Source organism: Chryseobacterium gallinarum (assembly GCF_001021975.1).
In the GTDB taxonomy this organism is placed as follows: Bacteria; Bacteroidota; Bacteroidia; order Flavobacteriales; family Weeksellaceae; genus Chryseobacterium; species Chryseobacterium gallinarum.
This window is the reverse complement of record NZ_CP009928.1, coordinates 31,033-50,118: the sequence shown is the minus strand read 5'-3', so window position 1 is coordinate 50,118 and position 19,086 is coordinate 31,033. Positions and strand designations below refer to the sequence as shown.

16 protein-coding genes are annotated in these 19,086 nt (G+C 38.4%); 8 read left to right on the top strand and 8 right to left on the bottom strand.

Annotated elements, in window-relative coordinates:
• Positions 1–27 precede the first annotated feature (27 nt).
• The 3 genes from metI to OK18_RS00230 are packed head-to-tail and all read right to left on the bottom strand — an operon-like array spanning position 28 to position 2,722.
• On the bottom strand, positions 28–684 hold the full coding sequence (metI, locus tag OK18_RS00240) for a methionine ABC transporter permease MetI (RefSeq protein ID WP_050020239.1): 657 nt from the start codon (positions 682–684) through the stop codon (positions 28–30).
• Positions 677–1,705 (bottom strand): methionine ABC transporter ATP-binding protein, encoded by a 1,029-nt coding sequence (locus OK18_RS00235; RefSeq protein ID WP_053326662.1) that lies wholly within the window; start codon positions 1,703–1,705, stop codon positions 677–679. Before OK18_RS00235 ends, metI begins: the two co-directional genes overlap by 8 nt.
• Positions 1,706–1,723: 18 nt before the next feature.
• Complete coding sequence (locus OK18_RS00230) at positions 1,724–2,722, bottom strand: EamA family transporter (RefSeq protein WP_050020241.1); 999 nt, start codon at positions 2,720–2,722, stop codon at positions 1,724–1,726.
• A gap of 660 nt (positions 2,723–3,382) precedes the next feature.
• Between OK18_RS00230 and OK18_RS00225 the strand changes: the two genes are divergently transcribed.
• From OK18_RS00225 to OK18_RS00205, 5 genes are all read left to right on the top strand, one after another.
• Complete coding sequence (locus tag OK18_RS00225) at positions 3,383–5,509, top strand: type IA DNA topoisomerase (RefSeq protein WP_053326661.1); 2,127 nt, start codon at positions 3,383–3,385, stop codon at positions 5,507–5,509.
• A gap of 322 nt (positions 5,510–5,831) precedes the next feature.
• Positions 5,832–6,254 (top strand): PaaI family thioesterase, encoded by a 423-nt coding sequence (locus tag OK18_RS00220; protein ID WP_050020243.1) that lies wholly within the window; start codon positions 5,832–5,834, stop codon positions 6,252–6,254.
• A gap of 109 nt (positions 6,255–6,363) precedes the next feature.
• Positions 6,364–6,708, top strand: a complete 345-nt coding sequence (locus OK18_RS00215; RefSeq protein ID WP_053326660.1) for a phage holin family protein — start codon at positions 6,364–6,366, stop codon at positions 6,706–6,708.
• 284 nt (positions 6,709–6,992) lie between these two features.
• The gene (locus tag OK18_RS00210) at positions 6,993–8,987 is read left to right on the top strand and encodes a S9 family peptidase (RefSeq protein ID WP_053326659.1); all 1,995 of its coding nucleotides are present in this window, start codon (positions 6,993–6,995) and stop codon (positions 8,985–8,987) included.
• 82 nt (positions 8,988–9,069) lie between these two features.
• Entirely contained in the window at positions 9,070–9,561 is a 492-nt protein-coding gene (locus OK18_RS00205; protein WP_053326658.1) for a DNA-deoxyinosine glycosylase, read from the top strand.
• A 219-nt stretch (positions 9,562–9,780) separates the two neighbouring features.
• Here OK18_RS00205 and OK18_RS00200 read toward each other — a convergent pair whose 3' ends face one another.
• From OK18_RS00200 to OK18_RS00180, 5 genes are all read right to left on the bottom strand, one after another.
• The gene (locus OK18_RS00200; protein WP_053326657.1) at positions 9,781–10,812 is read right to left on the bottom strand and encodes a phosphotransferase enzyme family protein; all 1,032 of its coding nucleotides are present in this window, start codon (positions 10,810–10,812) and stop codon (positions 9,781–9,783) included.
• A complete protein-coding gene (locus tag OK18_RS00195) occupies positions 10,803–11,711 on the bottom strand; it encodes a sugar phosphate nucleotidyltransferase (RefSeq protein ID WP_053326656.1) in 909 nt (302 codons plus the stop codon). Before OK18_RS00195 ends, OK18_RS00200 begins: the two co-directional genes overlap by 10 nt.
• Positions 11,701–13,098 (bottom strand): Gfo/Idh/MocA family protein, encoded by a 1,398-nt coding sequence (locus OK18_RS00190; protein ID WP_053326655.1) that lies wholly within the window; start codon positions 13,096–13,098, stop codon positions 11,701–11,703. Before OK18_RS00190 ends, OK18_RS00195 begins: the two co-directional genes overlap by 11 nt.
• 148 nt (positions 13,099–13,246) lie before the next feature.
• A complete protein-coding gene (locus OK18_RS00185) occupies positions 13,247–14,782 on the bottom strand; it encodes a M61 family metallopeptidase (RefSeq protein WP_082129100.1) in 1,536 nt (511 codons plus the stop codon).
• A gap of 53 nt (positions 14,783–14,835) precedes the next feature.
• Positions 14,836–15,528 carry an AIM24 family protein gene (locus OK18_RS00180; RefSeq protein ID WP_050020255.1) on the bottom strand — a complete coding sequence of 231 codons (693 nt, stop codon included), beginning with the start codon at positions 15,526–15,528 and terminating at the stop codon, positions 14,836–14,838.
• 215 nt (positions 15,529–15,743) lie between these two features.
• Between OK18_RS00180 and queA the strand changes: the two genes are divergently transcribed.
• The 3 genes from queA to OK18_RS00165 all read left to right on the top strand — a co-directional run bounded on the left by queA (position 15,744) and on the right by OK18_RS00165 (position 18,940).
• On the top strand, positions 15,744–16,793 hold the full coding sequence (queA, locus tag OK18_RS00175) for a tRNA preQ1(34) S-adenosylmethionine ribosyltransferase-isomerase QueA (protein ID WP_050020256.1): 1,050 nt from the start codon (positions 15,744–15,746) through the stop codon (positions 16,791–16,793).
• 86 nt (positions 16,794–16,879) lie between these two features.
• Complete coding sequence (gene rlmN, locus OK18_RS00170; protein WP_050020257.1) at positions 16,880–17,914, top strand: 23S rRNA (adenine(2503)-C(2))-methyltransferase RlmN; 1,035 nt, start codon at positions 16,880–16,882, stop codon at positions 17,912–17,914.
• Positions 17,915–17,992: 78 nt separating this feature from the next.
• A complete protein-coding gene (locus OK18_RS00165) occupies positions 17,993–18,940 on the top strand; it encodes a sterol desaturase family protein (RefSeq protein ID WP_394331977.1) in 948 nt (315 codons plus the stop codon).
• Positions 18,941–19,086 lie beyond the last annotated feature (146 nt).

Genomic DNA, 19,086 nt, shown 5'->3' with positions numbered 1-19,086 from the left:
CTCCTTTATTCCCAAACCACATCAATGTCATCTGTGATCAAACCGCTTTGAAAATTTATCTCCGGCAAATTGTATGATAAAAACCAAAAGAACAAGTAATATCAACACCGTATTCATAATCACAATATCATAGCCAATATAGCCATACTGATAACCAACCTGGCCTAATCCACCGGCACCTACAGCTCCTCCCATAGCAGAATATCCAACCAGGGTAATTAACGTAATCGTTGCATTGTTGATTAATGAGGGAAGAGCTTCGGGAAGAAGTACTTTCCTGATAATCTGGAAAGGGGAAGCTCCCATTGCCCTTGCTGTTTCGATTAAACCATGTGGAACTTCAATTAAGCTGTTTTCTACCAGCCTTGCAATAAACGGGGCTGCACCTATACTGAGAGGAACCAATGCCGCGTTGACCCCGATGGATGTTCCAGCCAGAATTCTTGTGAAAGGAATCATCCAAACGATCAGAATGATAAAAGGAATGGCACGGAAAATATTCACGATAACAGATAAAATCCTGTGGTACAATACATTTTCCAGAAGTTGTCCTTTTCTTGTTAAAAACAACAGAATCCCAACCGGAAGGCCTAAAACAAATCCAAAAAAACCGGAAACAAATGTCATATAAACCGTTTCCCATGTCCCTTTTGCCAAAAGGGCAATTACCGTATCACTAAGCATATCCTTTTACTGTATTTTGAATTTTATTTTGATTGAAATAATAAATAGCCTGCTGGTTTTCCTCAGTCTTCCCCTGGAGCTGTAGCAACAGCTTTCCAAAGTTCGAATTCCCGAAATATTCTACCTCGGCTTTTAGAAGTTTACAAGGAATTTTATATTGATGATGTAATGTTGACAGGATTTCTTCAACACTGATGTTTGCGTTAAGCTCTAATTCAACAAGAGGAAACAGTCCGTCTTGGGGTTCCTTTTGTATTCTGCGGGTAAGCTCTTGGGGCAGGATCATAATGTCTGAATTTATAAATTGGCGGATCACAGGATTTTCCCTGTTGGAAATGATCTCACTTAAAGTTCCTTTAGCTAATAATTTTCCGTGGTCTATCACAGCAACATGGTTGCATACTGTTTTGATGACTTCCATTTCGTGAGTAATCAGAAGAATGGTAATGCCCAGCCTTTGATTGATATCTCTCAACAATTGCAGGATAGATTGTGTAGTTACCGGGTCAAGGGCACTGGTAGCTTCGTCACAAAGAAGCAGGTGAGGGTCATTGGCTAATGCCCTGGCGATCGCTACTCTCTGCTTCTGACCTCCGGAAAGGCTTTTGGGATAATCGTTGGCTTTATTTTCAAGACCTACAATTTTCAGCAGTTCGTATACTTTTTTATGAATCTGTTCCTTGCTGAGACGGTCAAGCTCCAAAGGAAGGGCTACATTATCAAAAACAGTCCTTGAGGAAAGCAGGTTGAAATGCTGGAAGATCATTCCTATTTTTTTGCGTTCTTCCGCCAGTTGTTTTGAACTTAATTGGGTAAAGTCTTTTCCATTAATGATAATCTGACCTTCATCAGGTCTTTCCAGTAGATTTACCGTACGGATTAGCGTACTTTTTCCGGCACCGGAAAAGCCGATGATTCCTACAATATCACCCTTTTCTATATTGAGGCTTACCTGATCCAGCGCTTTGAAGGATTGCTTTTTCTGATAAAATGTTTTTGAAATGTTCCTGATTTCTATCATTTTGTTGTTTATGCTATATTAAACAGGCTGATATCGTTTGCCTGGCTTATTAAAAAATCTTCTTAATCTTCTTAGTTTAACTTTTGACCGTTTTGAAAGCTTGAAGTACTTGGTAACATTCGTCAGAAGTACTCCCAGCAATATAATTGATAAACCATATAGCTGGCTTCCATTGATGCTTTGATGGGCTACAATCCAGCCTGCAATCACCGTGACAATAGGATTAATATAGGTATGGGTGCTTACCAGCGCAGCGGGTTTTACGGACAAGAGCCAAATGTACGACAAATAAGCGATTATAGATCCAAAGAATATCAAAAATAGAACTCCTAGCCATGCCGGTAACGGAATTGCTGAAACTGTAAAACCAACCCATTCTTTTCTTAAAAAAGCAATCAAAAAGGAAGCTAAACCAGCTATGATAAGCTGTTGAGCGATGTTCATAAAAGTAGACTGTGAAGCCGGATTTTTTTTCGAATACAAAGAACCCAATACCCATGCTACGGAGCTTAATCCCAACACAACAAATGCCGTAATACGGAGTTGGCCGTTCGCTACAATATGAGCTGCATTAGAGTTCACACTTCCCTTTAGAAATAATACCAATCCTACAAATCCAATGACCAACCCGATCGGGATAAATTTATCTGAAAAATAATATTTCCAATTCTTTTTATCAATTGCAATAAACCAGAACGGCCCGGTAGCAATAGAAATGGCAGCTTCTGACGCTGTCACATACTGCTCCCCCCAGGCCACAAGCCCGGTTCCGCCTGTAAGAATCAGAATTCCGGTAATAGCATTCTTTTTCCAGTTGATCAAAGAATTTGCTTTTTCCCCTTTCGACAGGAGATATCCAATCATCAAGATTCCAGCGACCAGAAATCTCAATCCTGAAAGAATGAATGGTGGAAAACCCTTCAAGCCAAATGAAATAGCTAAAAACGTAATTCCCCATATTACATAGATGTTCGTAAATGCCAATGGAACCAGCCATTTGTTTTTAGAATTGCTCATTTTTATTTTTTTAATGTTGTTCAGTTCAATAAAAAAGACCCTGCGTTATTGCAGAGCCTTTTAAAATATGTCATATAAAAGTAAGGTCATCCACAATATTCCCGATGTATAGGCATACAGATACACATCATTATATTTTTGATGCTGTGTTTATGTTTTGAATTATTTTTAAATTCTAATGCCATTTTATTTTTTTTCCGGAATATGTTTGCAAATATATAATTTAATTTTTATTAGTCCACTAAAAAAGTAGGCTTTTTGTATATTAAATTACCGTTAATATTGTTTTGTACTGATTTTTAATGTTTTAAATTTTATTTTTATTTAAAGCATTATATGTTTCAAATAGTAAATTAAAAATTGTAGTGTGGTAATGATTCGTTTTTAAATAAATGAGCATTGTGAAAAAGATAAAATTAATTTAAATTTTTAAGAATTATTTAATGTGGTGGGGCTTGTTTTTTTAGAGCCAGTTTTTGAATAAATCTAAAAATGAGGCTTAATTGTTTTGCTACCATAAAGGGAGTATTATTTGATAGGATAATCAGGGGAATTTTTTGTAATCTTCAACTATCGGCTTTAGGAAAGTGAACTCTTAACTAAATTAGCTTAAGTCAAAAAAAATCCCGATTTTTGCACTCCTTCAATAAACCTGAGTTCATGAAATTATGTATTGCCGAAAAACCAAGTGTTGCCAGAGATATTGCCAAAGTATTAGGTGCTACTACACCTAAACAAGGCTATATGGAAGGAAACGGCTATTGTGTGACATGGACCTTCGGACATCTTTGTACCCTCAAAGAGCCTCATGATTACGGACCACAGTTCAAATCATGGAATTTGTTTTCACTGCCGATTATTCCCAGCAGTTTCGGAATAAAGCTGATTCCCAATAAAGGCGTTGAAAACCAGTTTAAGGTGATTGAAAAATTAGTTGAAAACTGTGACGAGGTTATCAATTGTGGGGATGCCGGGCAAGAGGGAGAATTGATTCAGCGTTGGGTATTGCAAAAGGCAAAGTGTAACAAACCAATACAGCGTTTATGGATTTCTTCCCTGACGGAAGAAGCTATCAAAGAAGGTTTTGCCAATCTGAAGCCTGCTGAAGATTATAAAAATCTTTATCTGGCCGGAAATGCCAGAGCCATAGGAGACTGGCTGCTGGGAATTAACGCAACCAGGCTTTTCACCAAAAAATTCGGAGGGAATAAGGCGGTGCTTTCCATCGGGAGAGTGCAGACTCCCACTTTAGCCATGCTGGTTCAGCGTCAGAAAGAAATAGATGCCTTTACCGTAGAAGAATACTGGGAACTGAAAACCAAATACCGGGATGTTATTTTTAATGCCGCTATTGATCGGTTAAAGACCCTGGAACGTGCAGAAAAAGGACTGGAATATCTTAAAGTAAATCCTTTTGAGATCGTTTCTTTTGAAATTAAAGAAGGAAAAGAAAAAAATCCGCGGCTTTTTGACCTAACCGGGCTCCAGGTGGAAGCTAACAAAAAATACGGATATTCGGCGGAGAATACACTTAATTATATTCAGAGTCTCTACGAAAAGAAACATGTAACCTATCCACGTGTAGACACCACCTATCTATCCGAGAGCTTATATCCGAAAATAGAAGGAATTCTACAAAAAATGTACCCTTACCAGGATCTGATTGCTCCATTGCTGGAAGCTCCTATTCCAAAGTCTAAAGCTGTTTTTGACGATACAAAAGTAACCGATCACCATGCCATCATCCCTACAGAAGTTCCGCCGTCTCAAAACCTGAGCAGAGAAGAAAAACTGATTTATGATCTGATTGCCAAACGTTTTATTGCTGTTTTCTATCCGGAATGTAAAATCTCAAATACCCTGGTAGAAGGAAAGGTAGGGACTATTCCTTTTAAAACCAGCGGAAGGCAGGTCCTGGAGCCGGGATGGAGAGCTGTTTATGCAAAGGAACCCAAAGAAGAGTCTGCAGATAAGGAAAAGGAAAAAGAAGAAGAACAAACCATTCCTGAATTTGTAGTGGGAGAAACCGGTCCACACGACCCTATGATCCACCAGGGAAAAACATCACCTCCGAAACCTTACACTGAAGCAACCTTACTGAGGGCTATGGAAACGGCGGGAAAGCAGGTAGAAGATGAAGAACTGCGCGAATTACTGAAAAACAATGGGATCGGAAGACCATCCACCCGTGCCAATATTATTGAAACCCTTTTCAAAAGAAAATACATCGAAAAGAAAAGGAAAAACCTGTTTGCCACCCAAACCGGAATCCAGCTGATCGATACCATCGAAGACGAGCTTTTAAAAAGCCCGGAACTGACCGGTGAATGGGAATTAAAACTTCGTAAGATTGAAAAGGGCGAATATGAAGCCAATCTTTTTAAAGAAGAACTTATTCAGATGGTAACAGAACTTACTGAAAAAGTGGTGTATGGAAAAGGAAAAGTTATTACATTACAGGAAGAAGAGAAAGAACAGGTAAAGGAAAAGAAAAAAAGAGAACCTGCCCAGAAAAAAGAACTTCAACCCTGGGAAGAAACTCAATGTCCGAAATGTAAAACACACAATCTACTCAAAGGAAAAACAGCTGTCGGATGCTCCGATTTTAAGAATTGTGGTTTTAAAATCAGTTTTGAAATCTTTGGAAAGAAACTTTCTGATAAACAGTTGATGGATCTCATTTTAAAAGGAAAAACTTCAAAACTGAAAGGCTTTAATGCACATCCCGACACATTGACAGAAGGAGTTCTGGTTCTGAGTGATGATTTCCTGATATCACTTTCTTAGTTTAATCAGACAATTTTAAAGCTTAAACATTTACGTTTTTTGTGGTTAATAAAAGCATAAACATCTTTGTTAATCTGGGACATCTGTGGTTAAAATTAAAACCACAAAAGTCACAAAAGTTTTAAACACTTTAGTTTTTAAAGTTAAAATGATAACGCTGAGAAGTACACATAAGTTTTAAAAATCAAAGGTTTTTATAAAATCTGCTGTATCGTCATCCGAACCCAATACCAGGAAACTTTCCTGCATTAACTGACTTTCTTAATCTTTCATTTTTTCCTTGTTAAATCAATCTTTACCTTTACCTTCAAATTGAAGAAAAATGACCCCAGAAAAAAAGAAACTCATTACAGACAGCTTCCATCGGTCCGAAACATTAAAATTTTACAGGGCAGAATTACTGGAAGTGGAAACCGATTTCATTTCCATGAAAATTCCTAAAATGGAATTGATGACCAGAAAAGCCGGAATGTTTAATGGAGCTATGATTGCCTCCCTGGTGGATGTTTCCTCAGGATATGCCGCAGTAAGTCACTATGAAGAAGATTGTTATGTAGTGACGGTAGAATTAAAGGTTAATTATCTTCGTCCCGCGATGGGAGATGCACTGGTTTCAAAATCTTATGTGGTTAAAGGAGGAGCAAAAATTAGTGTGGTCAGAACAGAAATTTATGTTTTGGATGAAAAATCCGGGTCGGAAAGTCATTGTGCTACTTCTTTGGTGACGATGATGAAAATAAAATAATGAAAGAGCTGTAAATATTAACTGAACAGATAAATTAGTTAAAAATAATTTCTTGAAAATGGAATGGCTTTTGCTCCATATACCCCATCACTATTAAAAAATTAAAAAAATGAACTTACTTATCCGATTGTTTATTACGGCAATAGTTGCGTACCTTTTAACTAAAATTTTACCGGGAGTCCAATTTGAAAGCTTTTCTTCAGCTATTATTTTTGCGATTGTACTGGGAATCCTGAATATCTTTGTAAAACCGATTTTAAGTCTGTTTGGCCTTCCGCTTACTATTATTACATTGGGCCTTTTTGCCCTGGTGATTAATGCAGCCATTATCCTGATTGCAGATTATTTTATAGACAGCATGGTGGTAAATGGTTTCTGGTGGGCACTTATTTTTAGTATACTTTTGTCAATTGTAACTTCTTTGGCCAATTCAATGTTTTCAGACGGAGATTAATTAACTCACATACACTTACAGAAGCCCGTTGGTAATATACCAGCGGGCTTTTTTGTTGATAATTTTTAGATGAAACCCGGATTCGGAGAGTACAATAAGAAAGTTTGTACGTTTATGAATTAACTTCACCTTCTTTATCCGATTTCTTCACCTTTCTTTCAACTTTAATGTTAATTCTTTCGGTAATTTTTATTTTAAACACTAACTTTGGCAATCTTTGAATTTAATAAAGGAATTATGAATCCGGAATGATTTATAATTCCGCTAAAAATGAATAGTAACATATGAAACTTAAGTACAGTCTGCTGGCTCTGGCAGCTCCGCTTTTAATGAATGCACAACAAGTAATGACGCCTGAAATTCTTTGGACTTTGAAAAAAGTAGGAGTACAGGCAGTTTCACCGGATCAGGCTTCTCTTATCTATAAAGTAGGACAGGTGGATCTGAAAACAGAAAAAACAAAAAACGAGAACTATTTCCTGAATGTTCTTAATCATCAATCCACGAAAATTGATTTTGGTAAAAAATCTCTCATCCAATGGGATAAAAATGGGATTTATGCTCAGGAAGGAGATAAAATTTATCTTTCCAGAGATACAGGAAAAACCTGGAACGATTTTTATACCATCGGGGAAGCTGATAATATCGTGATTTCTCCGGATGGAAAAAGAATTGCTTTCAGCAAGCAGGTGCTGGTAGAAAAACTAATGGGAAAAGATAAATATGCAGATACTCCCAAAACTACGGCCCAAGTCTATACTGATCTGAATCACAGACACTGGGATTACTTTAATGAAGGAAAATACAACCATATATTTGTTGTGAATACAGCAGATAAAGTAGAGGCTGCAAAAGATCTTCTCGAAGGTAAAACTTGGGATTCTCCTCAGAGACCTTTTGGTGGAACGGAAGATTTTATCTGGAGCCCGGATTCTTCACAGCTTTTATATGTTACAAAACCTAAAAGCGGAAAAGAGTATGCAATAAGTACCAACACGGATATTTTTGCTTACGACATGGCTTCAGGAACTACAAAAAACCTTACAGAATCAAATAAAGGTTACGATGTAAACCCTAAATTCAGCCCGGATGGAAAGTCTTTGGTTTGGCAAAGTATGGCCAGAGATGGTTATGAAGCGGATAAAAATGATATAAAAATCATGGATTGGAAGAGCGGAAAGACCACTAACCTTACAGCCGGCTGGGATGATAGTGTTTCCGGGGATGTTCTTTGGGGAGCCGATTCAAAAACAATTTATTTTACGGCAGCCTACAGAGGAACAAAGCAGCTTTTCTCCCTGGATTCAAAATCAGCAAAAGTACAACAGATTACAAAAGGGGATTTCGATGTTAACGAAATTTTCACCGATAATAAAACCTCACTCTTAGTAGGAAGAACAGATGTAAACCATGCTACGGAATTATTTTCTGTGAATCTTAAAAATGGGGAAATGAAACAGGTTACCGAAGTGAATAAAGAGACCTATGCCAAGCTGGCGCAGGGAAAATCTGAACTTAAAATGGTAAAAACTTCGGACGGTAAAGAAATGGGAGTATGGTTCCATTATCCACCTAACTTTGATCCGAATAAAAAGTACCCGACTTTAGTTTACTGCCAGGGAGGCCCGCAATCTGCATTGACACAGTATTTCAGTACCAGATGGAATTTTGCTTTAATGACGGCAAACGGATATATCGTAGTAGCACCTAACAGAAGAGGAATGCCAGGCTGGGGGACAAAATGGAATGAAGATATTTCCAGAGATTGGGGAGGACAGCCGATGAGAGATTATCTTGCCGCTACAGATTACGCCAAGACCCTTCCTTACGTAGACGGAGACAGGGTAGCAGCTGTAGGAGCAAGCTATGGTGGGTACAGTGTGTTTATGTTAGCAGGGATCCACGAAAACAGATTCAAAACGTTTATCGCACACGATGGATTGTTTGATATGAAATCATGGTATCTGACCACTGAAGAACTTTGGTTTGCAAACTGGGATATCGGTTCTCCGTGGGAAAAGCCTCAACCAAAAGCCTATACAGAATTCAATCCGAGCAATTTTGTAGAAAAATGGAACAAACCGATTATGATTGTTCAGGGAGGAATTGATTTCCGTGTTCCTTATGAACAAGGGCAGGAGGCATTCCAGGCTGCCAAATTAAGAGGATTGAAATCTAAACTGGTCTATTTCCCGAACGAAAACCACTGGGTACTTCATCCGCAGAACGGGTTGGTATGGCAGAGAGAATTCTTCGATTGGCTGAAAGAAACATTATAAAAAACATCAATAGAGCGGGCTTTAGCCCGCTTTTTTATGGTAGAAATTCCATTGGCCTTAGCCAAAATACATATATTTGAATATGCAAAACCGTATTTTTTCATTTCCTCCCATTATCGACTCTCAATCTCAAATTCTGATCCTGGGTTCCATTCCGGGAGGCAAATCACTGGAAAAACAGCAATATTATGCCCATCCCCAGAACAAATTCTGGAGGATTATATTGACATTGGTAAACGAAGAATTTACGGAAGACTATGCCCAAAGAATTGAAACATTAAAAAAGCATCATATTGCCCTCTGGGATGTCATAGATTCCTGCGAAAGAAAAGGAAGCCTGGATTCTGAAATTAAAAATGAAGAGGCCAATCAGATTGCCGGCCTGCTGGAAGCACATCCGAATATCAAAGCGATTTTTTGTAACGGCGGAAAGTCTTATAAAAACCTGGTCAAATTGTTGGGAAAGGATAATGATTTACCTGTTTTTTTACTGCCGTCAACCAGTCCGGCTTATACCATTCCATTTGAAAAGAAATTAGAGGAATGGAAAAAGATTCTTGGTTTTCTAAAATAAAACTCTCCAGATTGCATAGTGTCAAAGCTTTTTTATGATTAAATTTTAACCACAGATGTACCAGATTAACACAGATGTTTGTGTATAATTTTAGCCGCGCGCAGATTAAGCAGATATTGCAGATTTTATAAAAACTTTTGACTTTAAACCTTTAGTGCCTTTCTGCGCAATGCTTTTAACTTCAAAAACTGGGCGCTTCAAAAATCTTTTGTAGTTTTATTAAGTACCCAAATACTCCCTTAATCCTTTTAATAGCTCCAATTGATTTTTTGTTCTGTCCAGATTATGTTCCGGATGGGTGATAGAATAGTAGGTGCTTCCATTCAGGTAATCGGTTAAAAAACGAACTTCCTGGATATAAATGGCCACCTGCGCAGCATAATCAAGATGGGCAGATTCTTCCGGGGCTAATTTTTCTTTCAGATAAAATAGGAATCCTTCTTTTACAGCCTCATACATTTCAGGATTAAAATTGTTTTTGGCGCTTCCGTCATCTTCATGGGTAGTATTGGTATAGGACTGGATCATCGTTCCAAAATCATATAAAATCGTAGAAATCATCATCGTATCCAGATCAATGACAGCTAACGGATTATGGTTCTGATCGAAGAGGATATTGCTGATTTTTACATCTGCATGAATGATTCTTTTGGGAATCTGATTGCTTTTCTCCATTTCTATCCATTGATCAGGTAAGGAAAGAAGCTGATTGGTAATCTCTATTTCAGCCTTTGCACTTTCTTTTAAATGAGGAGCCGCACTTTCCAGTGAGCTTTTATAATCCGCAATTCTTTTTTCAAAATTGAGAAAATCAGGAAGGGGAGCTTCTATAGCAGGCAGCTTTTCAGTATTTACAGTGGTAAGGAAGTAACTGAAGGTTTTAGCCGCCTCAAAAGCAGTCTGTAAAGAGGGAGCGGTAAGAAAGGTAATGCTGTTTTCTACAAAATTCAGCATGCGCCATGACTGATCATTGGCATCTTTTACCAGAAATTTATGGGAAAGAGAGGGAATTGGTTCTATAATCTGAAATTGATAATTATTTGACCTGAGAAGTTCATTAATTATTAAATGATTGTTGATCACAACTTCCGGCTGTTTAAAAACATTATGATTAATTTTTTGCAGGATAAATTTTCTTCTCCGGTCCTTATCTTCCAAAAGGTAAGTTGTATTGATCAGTCCATCTGTAATAGGAGAAAGACTGTAATTTTCTGTACCGATAAATTCAGCGACAATATCTTTTATTTCCATAAGTCTTCCGGATATCTGTTCTTTTGAATTTCTGTAATAAGGAAATTTTTAATCACTTTTTTATCATCAGCATACGTAACACCCATCCATTGGGAGGGGGAAGCTTTTACCAATACTTTTATTTTGTTTTCGTCTATCATTCTCTGTACGGCAGAAGGAATATAAAATTCCTGTTCAGGCATTGGAAGAGACTCTATGAAATCATAAAAATAGGCTTCCAGGGCACAGAAAATATTGGGGTGAAAAATAAAAAAATTCATAGATACTAAGGTCCCGGGATCTAATCTGATGTTCTTTCCATTTTCAGAATAAATGATCGAATCGTTGATTTTCTGGATGGAAGTTTGTTCCTCAACCTTGATCAGAAAGTTGTCAGAATCTAATGCACATATTCCTCTTGCTACAGCTCCATGTCCGCTCAGGGTTGTATTTACAGGATAAGCAATCATTCCAAACTGCGATTCTGAAATATGCTGGTGGTCAATTTCATGTGCTGCCAGCTGATAAGCTTCTTTACCATAAAAATCATCGGCATTGATCATAACAAAAGGTTCCTGTATTGCATACTTTGCACAAAGAACGGCATGAGCGGTTCCCCATGGTTTTTCACGTTCCAGGTAATCAAAGCCCTGTATCGGGATACTATTCATTTCCTGATAAATCCATTGCAATTCAAATTCTTTTTCTTTGGCTATACCGTTCAGCCGCTCAATATAGCTCTGGGGAATTAATGAATTGACAATAATGACTACTTTACCAAAGCCTGCTTCCAATGCATCAAAGATAGAATACTCCAGGATCGGGGATCCGTTGTCAAGTATTCCATCTATTTGTTTTAATCCTTTATACCGGCTTCCTAATCCGCCTGCCAATATGAGTAATGTTTTCTTAGAACTCATCGGTCATTCCAAATACAGGTTTACGGGTTTTCCATTTTCCATTGGTAAAATCAGGGATATCTACAACCTGTCCGCCTTTAGCAATAGATTCTTCACTCAGCGGGGTGATGGAATACCATAAAGCAAGGTCATACACATCCATAGGGAATTCTATATTTCGTTTGATGCATTCAATAAAAGTATTCATCACAAAGAAATCCATTCCTCCGTGTCCTGCTCCTGCTGCAGTATTTTCAAATTTTTTCCACATCGGATGATCATATTCTTTCATCCATTTTTCAGTATTCTCCCAGCGATGGGTATGGTTCATTGTTTTTTCAAAATAGATATGTCCCTGGTTGAAATCTCCCCAGCCGAAATCCTGCCATAATCCTTCAGTTCCCTGTACTCTGAATCCTAAATCATAAGGTCTCTGCAAGCTGGTATCATGTGTTAAAAGAATGGTTTCCCCGTTGGCACACGCAATCTGAGTGGTTACAATATCTCCCTGATTAAATTTCACTTTCGCATTCGGATGATTTTCTCCTCCTTTAGGATGTTCTACGATATATTTATGAAGCCCTACAGATTTTGAAGAGAAAGAAGACAGTCTCGTGAGACGGTTCCCACGGTTGATATCCATCATCATAGCAACCGGTCCCAGCCCATGAGTAGGATATAATTCTCCATTTCGTTTTACATAATGCTCCGTTCTCCATTTGGCTTCACTGAAACCTTTATCACCAAACTCTGCTCCTGAGTTATAAGGGGTGATTCCGTCATTGAAAAGTACTCCTCTCAGGTCATGCTGATAACCGCCTCTTCCATGGACTAGTTCTCCAAACATTCCTTTGCGCACCATGTTCAGGATTGCCATAATATCCCTGCGGTAGCAGACATTTTCCATCATGAAAATAGGAACTTTGGTTTCCTCGTATACTTTGACAAACTCCCAGCAGTCCTGCAGTTTTATAGCTCCCGAAACTTCCATTCCCACAATCTTTCTGGCGCGCATGGCTTCCACACCCTGAGGAAGATGCCATTCCCATGGAGTAGCAATGACCACAGCATCTATTGTTTTGAGTTTTAAAAGATTTCGATAGTCATATTCACCGTTAGAAAATTCCTGGGCAGCCGGCTTACTGTTGTCTTTTAATATCTTTTGTGAAGCAGCCAGCATTCTTTTATCCGGATCTGCAAAAGCTACGATTTCCACATCACTGCGTTTGGCAAGCAACTTTACATGTTCCTGTCCACGAAGTCCGACACCGATAAATCCTACCCGGACTTTTTTATCGGTTTTAAAATCATTTGAATATGCGAATAATGAATTGGGTAAAACCAGAGCACCAAAACCTGCCAGGGCAGCAGTTTTAATAAAATTTCTACGGGAAGTATTATTGTCCATCTAATTTTTTTTCTAAATATATTAAAACTTTTGCAAACTGTGATGTAATGGGCGCTGAGAGTTCAATGTAAGGAGAGTAAATGAGTGATCCCACTTTCCGGTTGCTGATGATTACCGTATCGTATTGCCAAACAGGCATGCCCCTTGATTACTGATTAATCCATGCTCTTCTCAGAGCCAGCTGTTTCGGGTTGGGATTCGGTGACAGACTTATTTTTTCCTGGTTTTCGTCATAGGTAAAACCCACTTTGGCCAGATATTCCTTTAGAGGAACAGGCTGAGAACCTTCTATGAAGTCTTTGAAAAACGCCCGGATTTCAGGGAAGGTCATTTTTGTAATTTCGTCAAAAAGTTCATCATCGTTAAAATACTTGCCTTCGCCATATTTTTGCATCAGTTTCAGCATCAGGTCCTGGGTACCTGTTTTTCCCCGGGAAAGTTCCCGTAATCTGATATCCAGGCACAAACCCAGTAATGCTCCTTTCTGGTAAAAATTCATATATTGATCCTGTTTTTCCATTGCATTTTTACTGAGCTCTGTAAAAGATAATGTGTTATCAAATTCTTTCATATTACGGATCTTTTCTTCAATACTTCTTTCAAAATCATCCAGGCTGATCATTTTTTGTTTTATGGGCATATGAACCGTGGCATATTCAGTCATTCCTTCATAGAGCCACAAATGTCTGGACAGGGTAGGGTTCAGAAAATCATAATGCTGGATTTCTCCCGAATGGATGTTGAGAGGAGTAATGATATGGAAAAATTCATGTGATGCAACCCTGCGCAGGGCATCGGAAAGGAAATTCATGCTTCCGGAACGGTACAGGCAGACGGTGGATTTGGAATGTTCCAGCCCGTCTCCCAAATAACCCTCTTCCCGGGAAGCTTCATAGTAGATCAGAAATGCATATTTGTCTACCGGCAATTTTCCCCCCAGATAAGCCTGCTGATTTTTTAAGATATTCTGGATTTCATCAGCTATCTTTTTTGAATAATGCCTTTCCTTTTTATTATAGAAAGACACCAGTACTTCGGTATTGCCTACTTTGAGCCAGGTGGTATCAGGGATACAATAGAGAACAGGAGAGTCTACCAATTGCCGATAATCCTTGGCCCAGACTCTGTCTGTAATTTCATTTATCTTTTGATAATCCAATGCAGAAGAGGCGTAGAGATCCTTATTTTTGATGATGTTGAGATGGTAGGGGTTTTCCTTTATTTCTTCAAAATAGCCTATCAGAGAATTATAATTGATGACGAAGACACTATCTTTTATAAACATACTGCCGGCAGATCTGGCTTCGTGCGTATCTTTTTCCAGAGAGTCCCAGCCGTCCGCCACCTGGTAAGATATTTTGTTGACGTTTTTCAGATCATGCACCATCCAGCTGTTTGTATCCAGGCGTTCTGTCTGTACTTTCTTGCCATTTTTATCCGTGGCGACAAACTGGGAAATGTATTGTCCGAAATTCATCGCCTGATAAAATCCGGGAATCAGCTTAGGGATGATAAACTTACCTTGTTTAAGATTGTTTTTAGGTGGAGTAAGAGAAACTGTAACTTTATCATCGGTCATATGAAGAAGGTCTATGGTATACTCATAATTTTTTCCCGAAGATTGGGCAATCATTGTATTAGGGAATATAACGAGTACAAAAAGTAACTTTATAAAGTTATTCATTGGTTGTTATTTAGTTATTACGAAAATACAAAATTGCCCATAGTGAAGTTGCCTTATTTTTCTGTAAAATAAACTTCTTCATAAGGTTGGATGAGTACCCATCCGTTTCCTGAGAATTTCATCTGGAACTCTTCTCCGCTTCCTCTTCCGATAAGGCTTTTAAAAGATACATTGGTTTTAAGTTCAGGGCTGAGGTTTCCGGACCATGCCACCGTAGCATTGGGATCTGTAAATACAGGGGTGTCAGGAGTTACAAGCAATGTCAGGGGATCCCCGTGAGTGGTAATTGCAATATGTCCGGTTCCTGAAAGTTTTACCTGGAAGAGTCCTCCTGACATCATTCCTGCAATACTTTTCAGCATAGTAATGTCGCTTTTCACACTCTGTTCATGAGCCAGAACATCATTCCCGTTTACACATACAGACTCATTATTCAGATAAAGAATACGTACTTTCTTCCCTGAATCTGCCACATACAGTTTTCCTGTTCCCTCGGCCTTCATCAGTTTGGCACCTTCTCCGCTGATTGCTTTTTTCAAAAGATTCCCTATACCGCCTGCCAGCATGCCCTGTCTTTCAAAATTGATATTACCTACATAACTTACCATACTTCCTCTTTTGGTCCATACGGCCTGGTTGTTCAGGTTAATTTCTAAAAGATGCTTGGTTTCCAGTTCAAAATAATCTCTCTGCTGTGGATTCTCTTTTGTCTCATTGATAAATGCTTCTATTGAATACTTGCTCATAATTATATTTTTTGATGTGTTGCTTTAATAACGATTGATGATCTGGTTTGCAGAAAGCTAAAATAAGCCTTTTTTCTTACCCCGGAGCCCCGTAAAAATACGGTTTTATGTTTCATTGTAAATAATACTTGACAAAGGGGGTATGAATGTCGTATATTTGCACTCCGAAAATTACACCATGTAATTTCAATAATTTTTAAACCGTAATTTAAAAAATGAAAACATCAGATTTTAATTTTGATCTTCCTGCAGAATTATTGGCAGAACACCCATCAGAACACAGAGACGAAGCCAGATTAATGGTACTTGATAGAAAAACACAGACTATTGAGCATAAATTATTCAAGGATGTAGTGGACTATTTTGATGAGGATGATTTGTTTATTTTCAATAATACGAAAGTTTTCCCTGCTCGTCTATATGGAAATAAAGAAAAGACAGGTGCTAAAATTGAAGTTTTCCTTTTAAGGGAGCTTGATAAAGAAACCAGAGTATGGGACGTATTGGTAGATCCTGCAAGAAAAATCAGAATTGGTAACAAATTATTCTTCACTGAAGATGAATCTTTGGTAGCTGAAGTAATTGATAACACTACTTCAAGAGGGAGAACATTAAGATTCTTATTCGATGGTTCTTACGAAGAATTCAGAGCAAAACTTAAAGAATTAGGAGAAACCCCACTTCCAAAATATATCAAAAGAGCAGTAGAGCCTGAAGATGCAGAAAGATACCAAACCATTTATGCCAAAGTAGAAGGAGCGGTAGCTGCCCCTACAGCGGGGTTGCATTTCTCTAAGCATCTGATGAAAAGATTGGAAATCAAAGGAATCAATTTTGCAGAAGTTACCCTTCACGTGGGATTGGGAACTTTTAACCCGATCGAGGTAGAAGACCTTTCTAAGCACAAAATGGAGTCTGAAGAGATCATCATCGATGAGAAAAACGCTGAAATCATCAATAAAGCGGTGGATGCTCACAGAAGAGTCTGTGCAGTAGGTACTACGACCATGAGAGCCTTGGAAACTTCAGTTTCTTCAAATAAAAAAATATCAGCTTTCAACGGATGGACTAACAAGTTCATTTATCCTCCTCACGAATTCGGAGTTGCGAATTCAATGATCACGAACTTCCACACACCGAAGTCAACTCTGATCATGATGATTGCTGCATTTGCAGGAAGAGACTTCGTCATGCATGCTTATGAAGAAGCCGTAAAAGAAAAATATAAATTCTATTCTTACGGTGACGCAATGTTAATCCTATAAAAAAGTAAAAAGAGCCAGGTTAAAAGTAGTACACGTCGAAATATCAGACTTAAAAACTTTTCACTTTAACCTGGCTCTTCAATATTATGAAAGATATCCGTACATTATCACTAGACCAGCTTAAAGACTATTTTGTGTCTTTAGGAGAAAAGCCGTTTCGTGCGAAACAGGTCTATGACTGGCTATGGAGTAAAAACCTCCATTCGATTGATGAAATGACGAATCTTTCGAAAAATCTTCGTGAAAGAATTTCCGAAGAATACACCATTAATCCTGTTTCTGTCGATCTTCTTCAGAAAAGCTCAGACGGAACCATCAAAAACGGAGTGAAACTTCACGACGGATTACTGGTAGAATCTGTTCTTATTCCTACAGAAACAAGAACTACAGCTTGTGTTTCCTCTCAGGTTGGCTGCTCATTAAACTGCGAATTCTGCGCTACAGCAAGACTGAAAAGGATGAGAAACCTTGAAGTGGCTGAAATTGTAGACCAGGTTGCCCTGATTGACAGCCAGAGTAAAATGTATTTTGACAGGCCACTTTCCAATATCGTATTTATGGGAATGGGAGAGCCGATGATGAATTACAAAAATGTAGTGGAAGCGATCAGGAAAATTACCCAGCCGGAGGGGTTGGGGATGTCTCCAAGAAGAATTACCGTTTCCACATCAGGGATTCCGAAGATGATGAAAATGCTTGCTGATGAAGAATTGCGCGTGAAGCTGGCCTTGTCACTTCATTCTGCTATCGAATCCAAGCGTAATGAGATCATGCCTTTTTCGGATAAGTTTCCGTTGACGGATATTATGGAAGCTCTTCAATACTGGTATCAGAAAACTGGTTCCGTAATTACTTTTGAATATTGTGTATGGAAGGGCATCAATGATGGAGATGAAGATATCAAAGCTCTTATCAGATATTGCAAACAGGTTCCGTCTAAAGTGAATCTTATTCAGTATAACCCTATCGGTGACGGGAAATATGACCAGTGCAACAAACAGGCTGAAGAAAATTATATCAGACAGCTTGAAAGCGCAGGGATAACAGTGATGGTCAGAAGAAGCCGTGGAGGAGATATTGACGCTGCCTGCGGGCAGTTAGCCAACAAAACAGCGGATTAAAATTTCCTTAAAAAAAACTTAAAACTCTCTTAAAACATTCCTTAAAATCCTACCTTTGCATAAAAATTATGTATGATGATGGATTTTCTTATGAGCGAGGATGGGCTGGAAAATGTGTATGCGTGGGCCATTCCGCTACATGCAACGGTTATTTTAGCTGAAATGATTTATAGCCATGTTTCCGAAGCCAAATTGTATAGTGGTAAAGATCTTGCAACAAACATTTATCTGGCTTTGATGAATTTCGGCCTGGACCTTATCATGAAGGCTTTCGCCATGGGGGTAATGTTTTTCTTTTATCACCATAGGATTTTCTCATGGGATCTTAGCATCTGGTATCTGCTGGCTTGTTTTGTTATTACAGACTTCGCCTATTATGTGTTGCATTATGTAGATCACCGTTCCCGGGCATTCTGGGCGGTTCATATTACCCACCACAGTTCAGAATTTTTTAATCTTACAACAGGCTTCAGAAGCCCTGTGCTGCAGCCGCTTTACCGGTATTTATACTTTTCACCGCTGGCATTCCTGGGGTTCAATCCTTGGCATATTATGGTAGCCTATGCGATCGGACAGGTATATGGAACATGGGTACATACACAAACTGTGAAAAGTATGGGTTTCCTGGAACATATTTTAGTCACACCTTCTCACCACCGTGTGCATCATGCATGTAATGTTAAATATCTTGATAAAAACATGGGCATGTGTCTCATCATCTGGGACAAGATATTCGGAACCTTTGAAAAAGAAGACCCTAATGTTCCCGTAAAATATGGAATCTATCCTAAAATGCCGGATAACAGGCCGGATACCGTGCTTTTTTATGAATGGAGGAAGATCTGGAAAGACCTTAAACAGCCGGGATTGACATTCAGTGACCGCATTAATTACATTTTTAATTCTCCGGGATGGAGACATGATGGAACCGGGAAAACGGTCAGACAATATCAGAAAGAATATTTTGCAAGACAGGCAAAAAAGAAAGAACAAAAGGAAAATCTTGAAAAGCAGGTATCTGCCTAATTCAATATTTATATCAATAGAAATCTATAGGACGGGCTTTAGCCCGTTTTTTTGTGGAAAGAAGAGACTGCAAAGGCAAACAGGTAAACGTACAAATGGTTCCTGCTAATAAAATTTTATAGATTATTTACAGTCACTAAATAAAG

Coding starts and splice junctions, on each gene's coding strand:
- rlmN (WP_050020257.1), top strand. CDS start 16,880: ATGAAAGATATCCGTACATTATCACTAGACCAGCTTAAAGACTATTTT.
- OK18_RS00180 (WP_050020255.1), bottom strand. CDS start 15,528: ATGAGCAAGTATTCAATAGAAGCATTTATCAATGAGACAAAAGAGAAT.
- queA (WP_050020256.1), top strand. CDS start 15,744: ATGAAAACATCAGATTTTAATTTTGATCTTCCTGCAGAATTATTGGCA.
- OK18_RS00225 (WP_053326661.1), top strand. CDS start 3,383: ATGAAATTATGTATTGCCGAAAAACCAAGTGTTGCCAGAGATATTGCC.
- OK18_RS00215 (WP_053326660.1), top strand. CDS start 6,364: ATGAACTTACTTATCCGATTGTTTATTACGGCAATAGTTGCGTACCTT.
- OK18_RS00205 (WP_053326658.1), top strand. CDS start 9,070: ATGCAAAACCGTATTTTTTCATTTCCTCCCATTATCGACTCTCAATCT.
- OK18_RS00235 (WP_053326662.1), bottom strand. CDS start 1,705: ATGATAGAAATCAGGAACATTTCAAAAACATTTTATCAGAAAAAGCAA.
- OK18_RS00195 (WP_053326656.1), bottom strand. CDS start 11,711: ATGAGTTCTAAGAAAACATTACTCATATTGGCAGGCGGATTAGGAAGC.
- OK18_RS00185 (WP_082129100.1), bottom strand. CDS start 14,782: ATGAATAACTTTATAAAGTTACTTTTTGTACTCGTTATATTCCCTAAT.
- OK18_RS00200 (WP_053326657.1), bottom strand. CDS start 10,812: ATGGAAATAAAAGATATTGTCGCTGAATTTATCGGTACAGAAAATTAC.
- OK18_RS00190 (WP_053326655.1), bottom strand. CDS start 13,098: ATGGACAATAATACTTCCCGTAGAAATTTTATTAAAACTGCTGCCCTG.
- OK18_RS00210 (WP_053326659.1), top strand. CDS start 6,993: ATGAAACTTAAGTACAGTCTGCTGGCTCTGGCAGCTCCGCTTTTAATG.
- OK18_RS00230 (WP_050020241.1), bottom strand. CDS start 2,722: ATGAGCAATTCTAAAAACAAATGGCTGGTTCCATTGGCATTTACGAAC.
- OK18_RS00165 (WP_394331977.1), top strand. CDS start 17,993: ATGGATTTTCTTATGAGCGAGGATGGGCTGGAAAATGTGTATGCGTGG.
- metI (WP_050020239.1), bottom strand. CDS start 684: ATGCTTAGTGATACGGTAATTGCCCTTTTGGCAAAAGGGACATGGGAA.
- OK18_RS00220 (WP_050020243.1), top strand. CDS start 5,832: ATGACCCCAGAAAAAAAGAAACTCATTACAGACAGCTTCCATCGGTCC.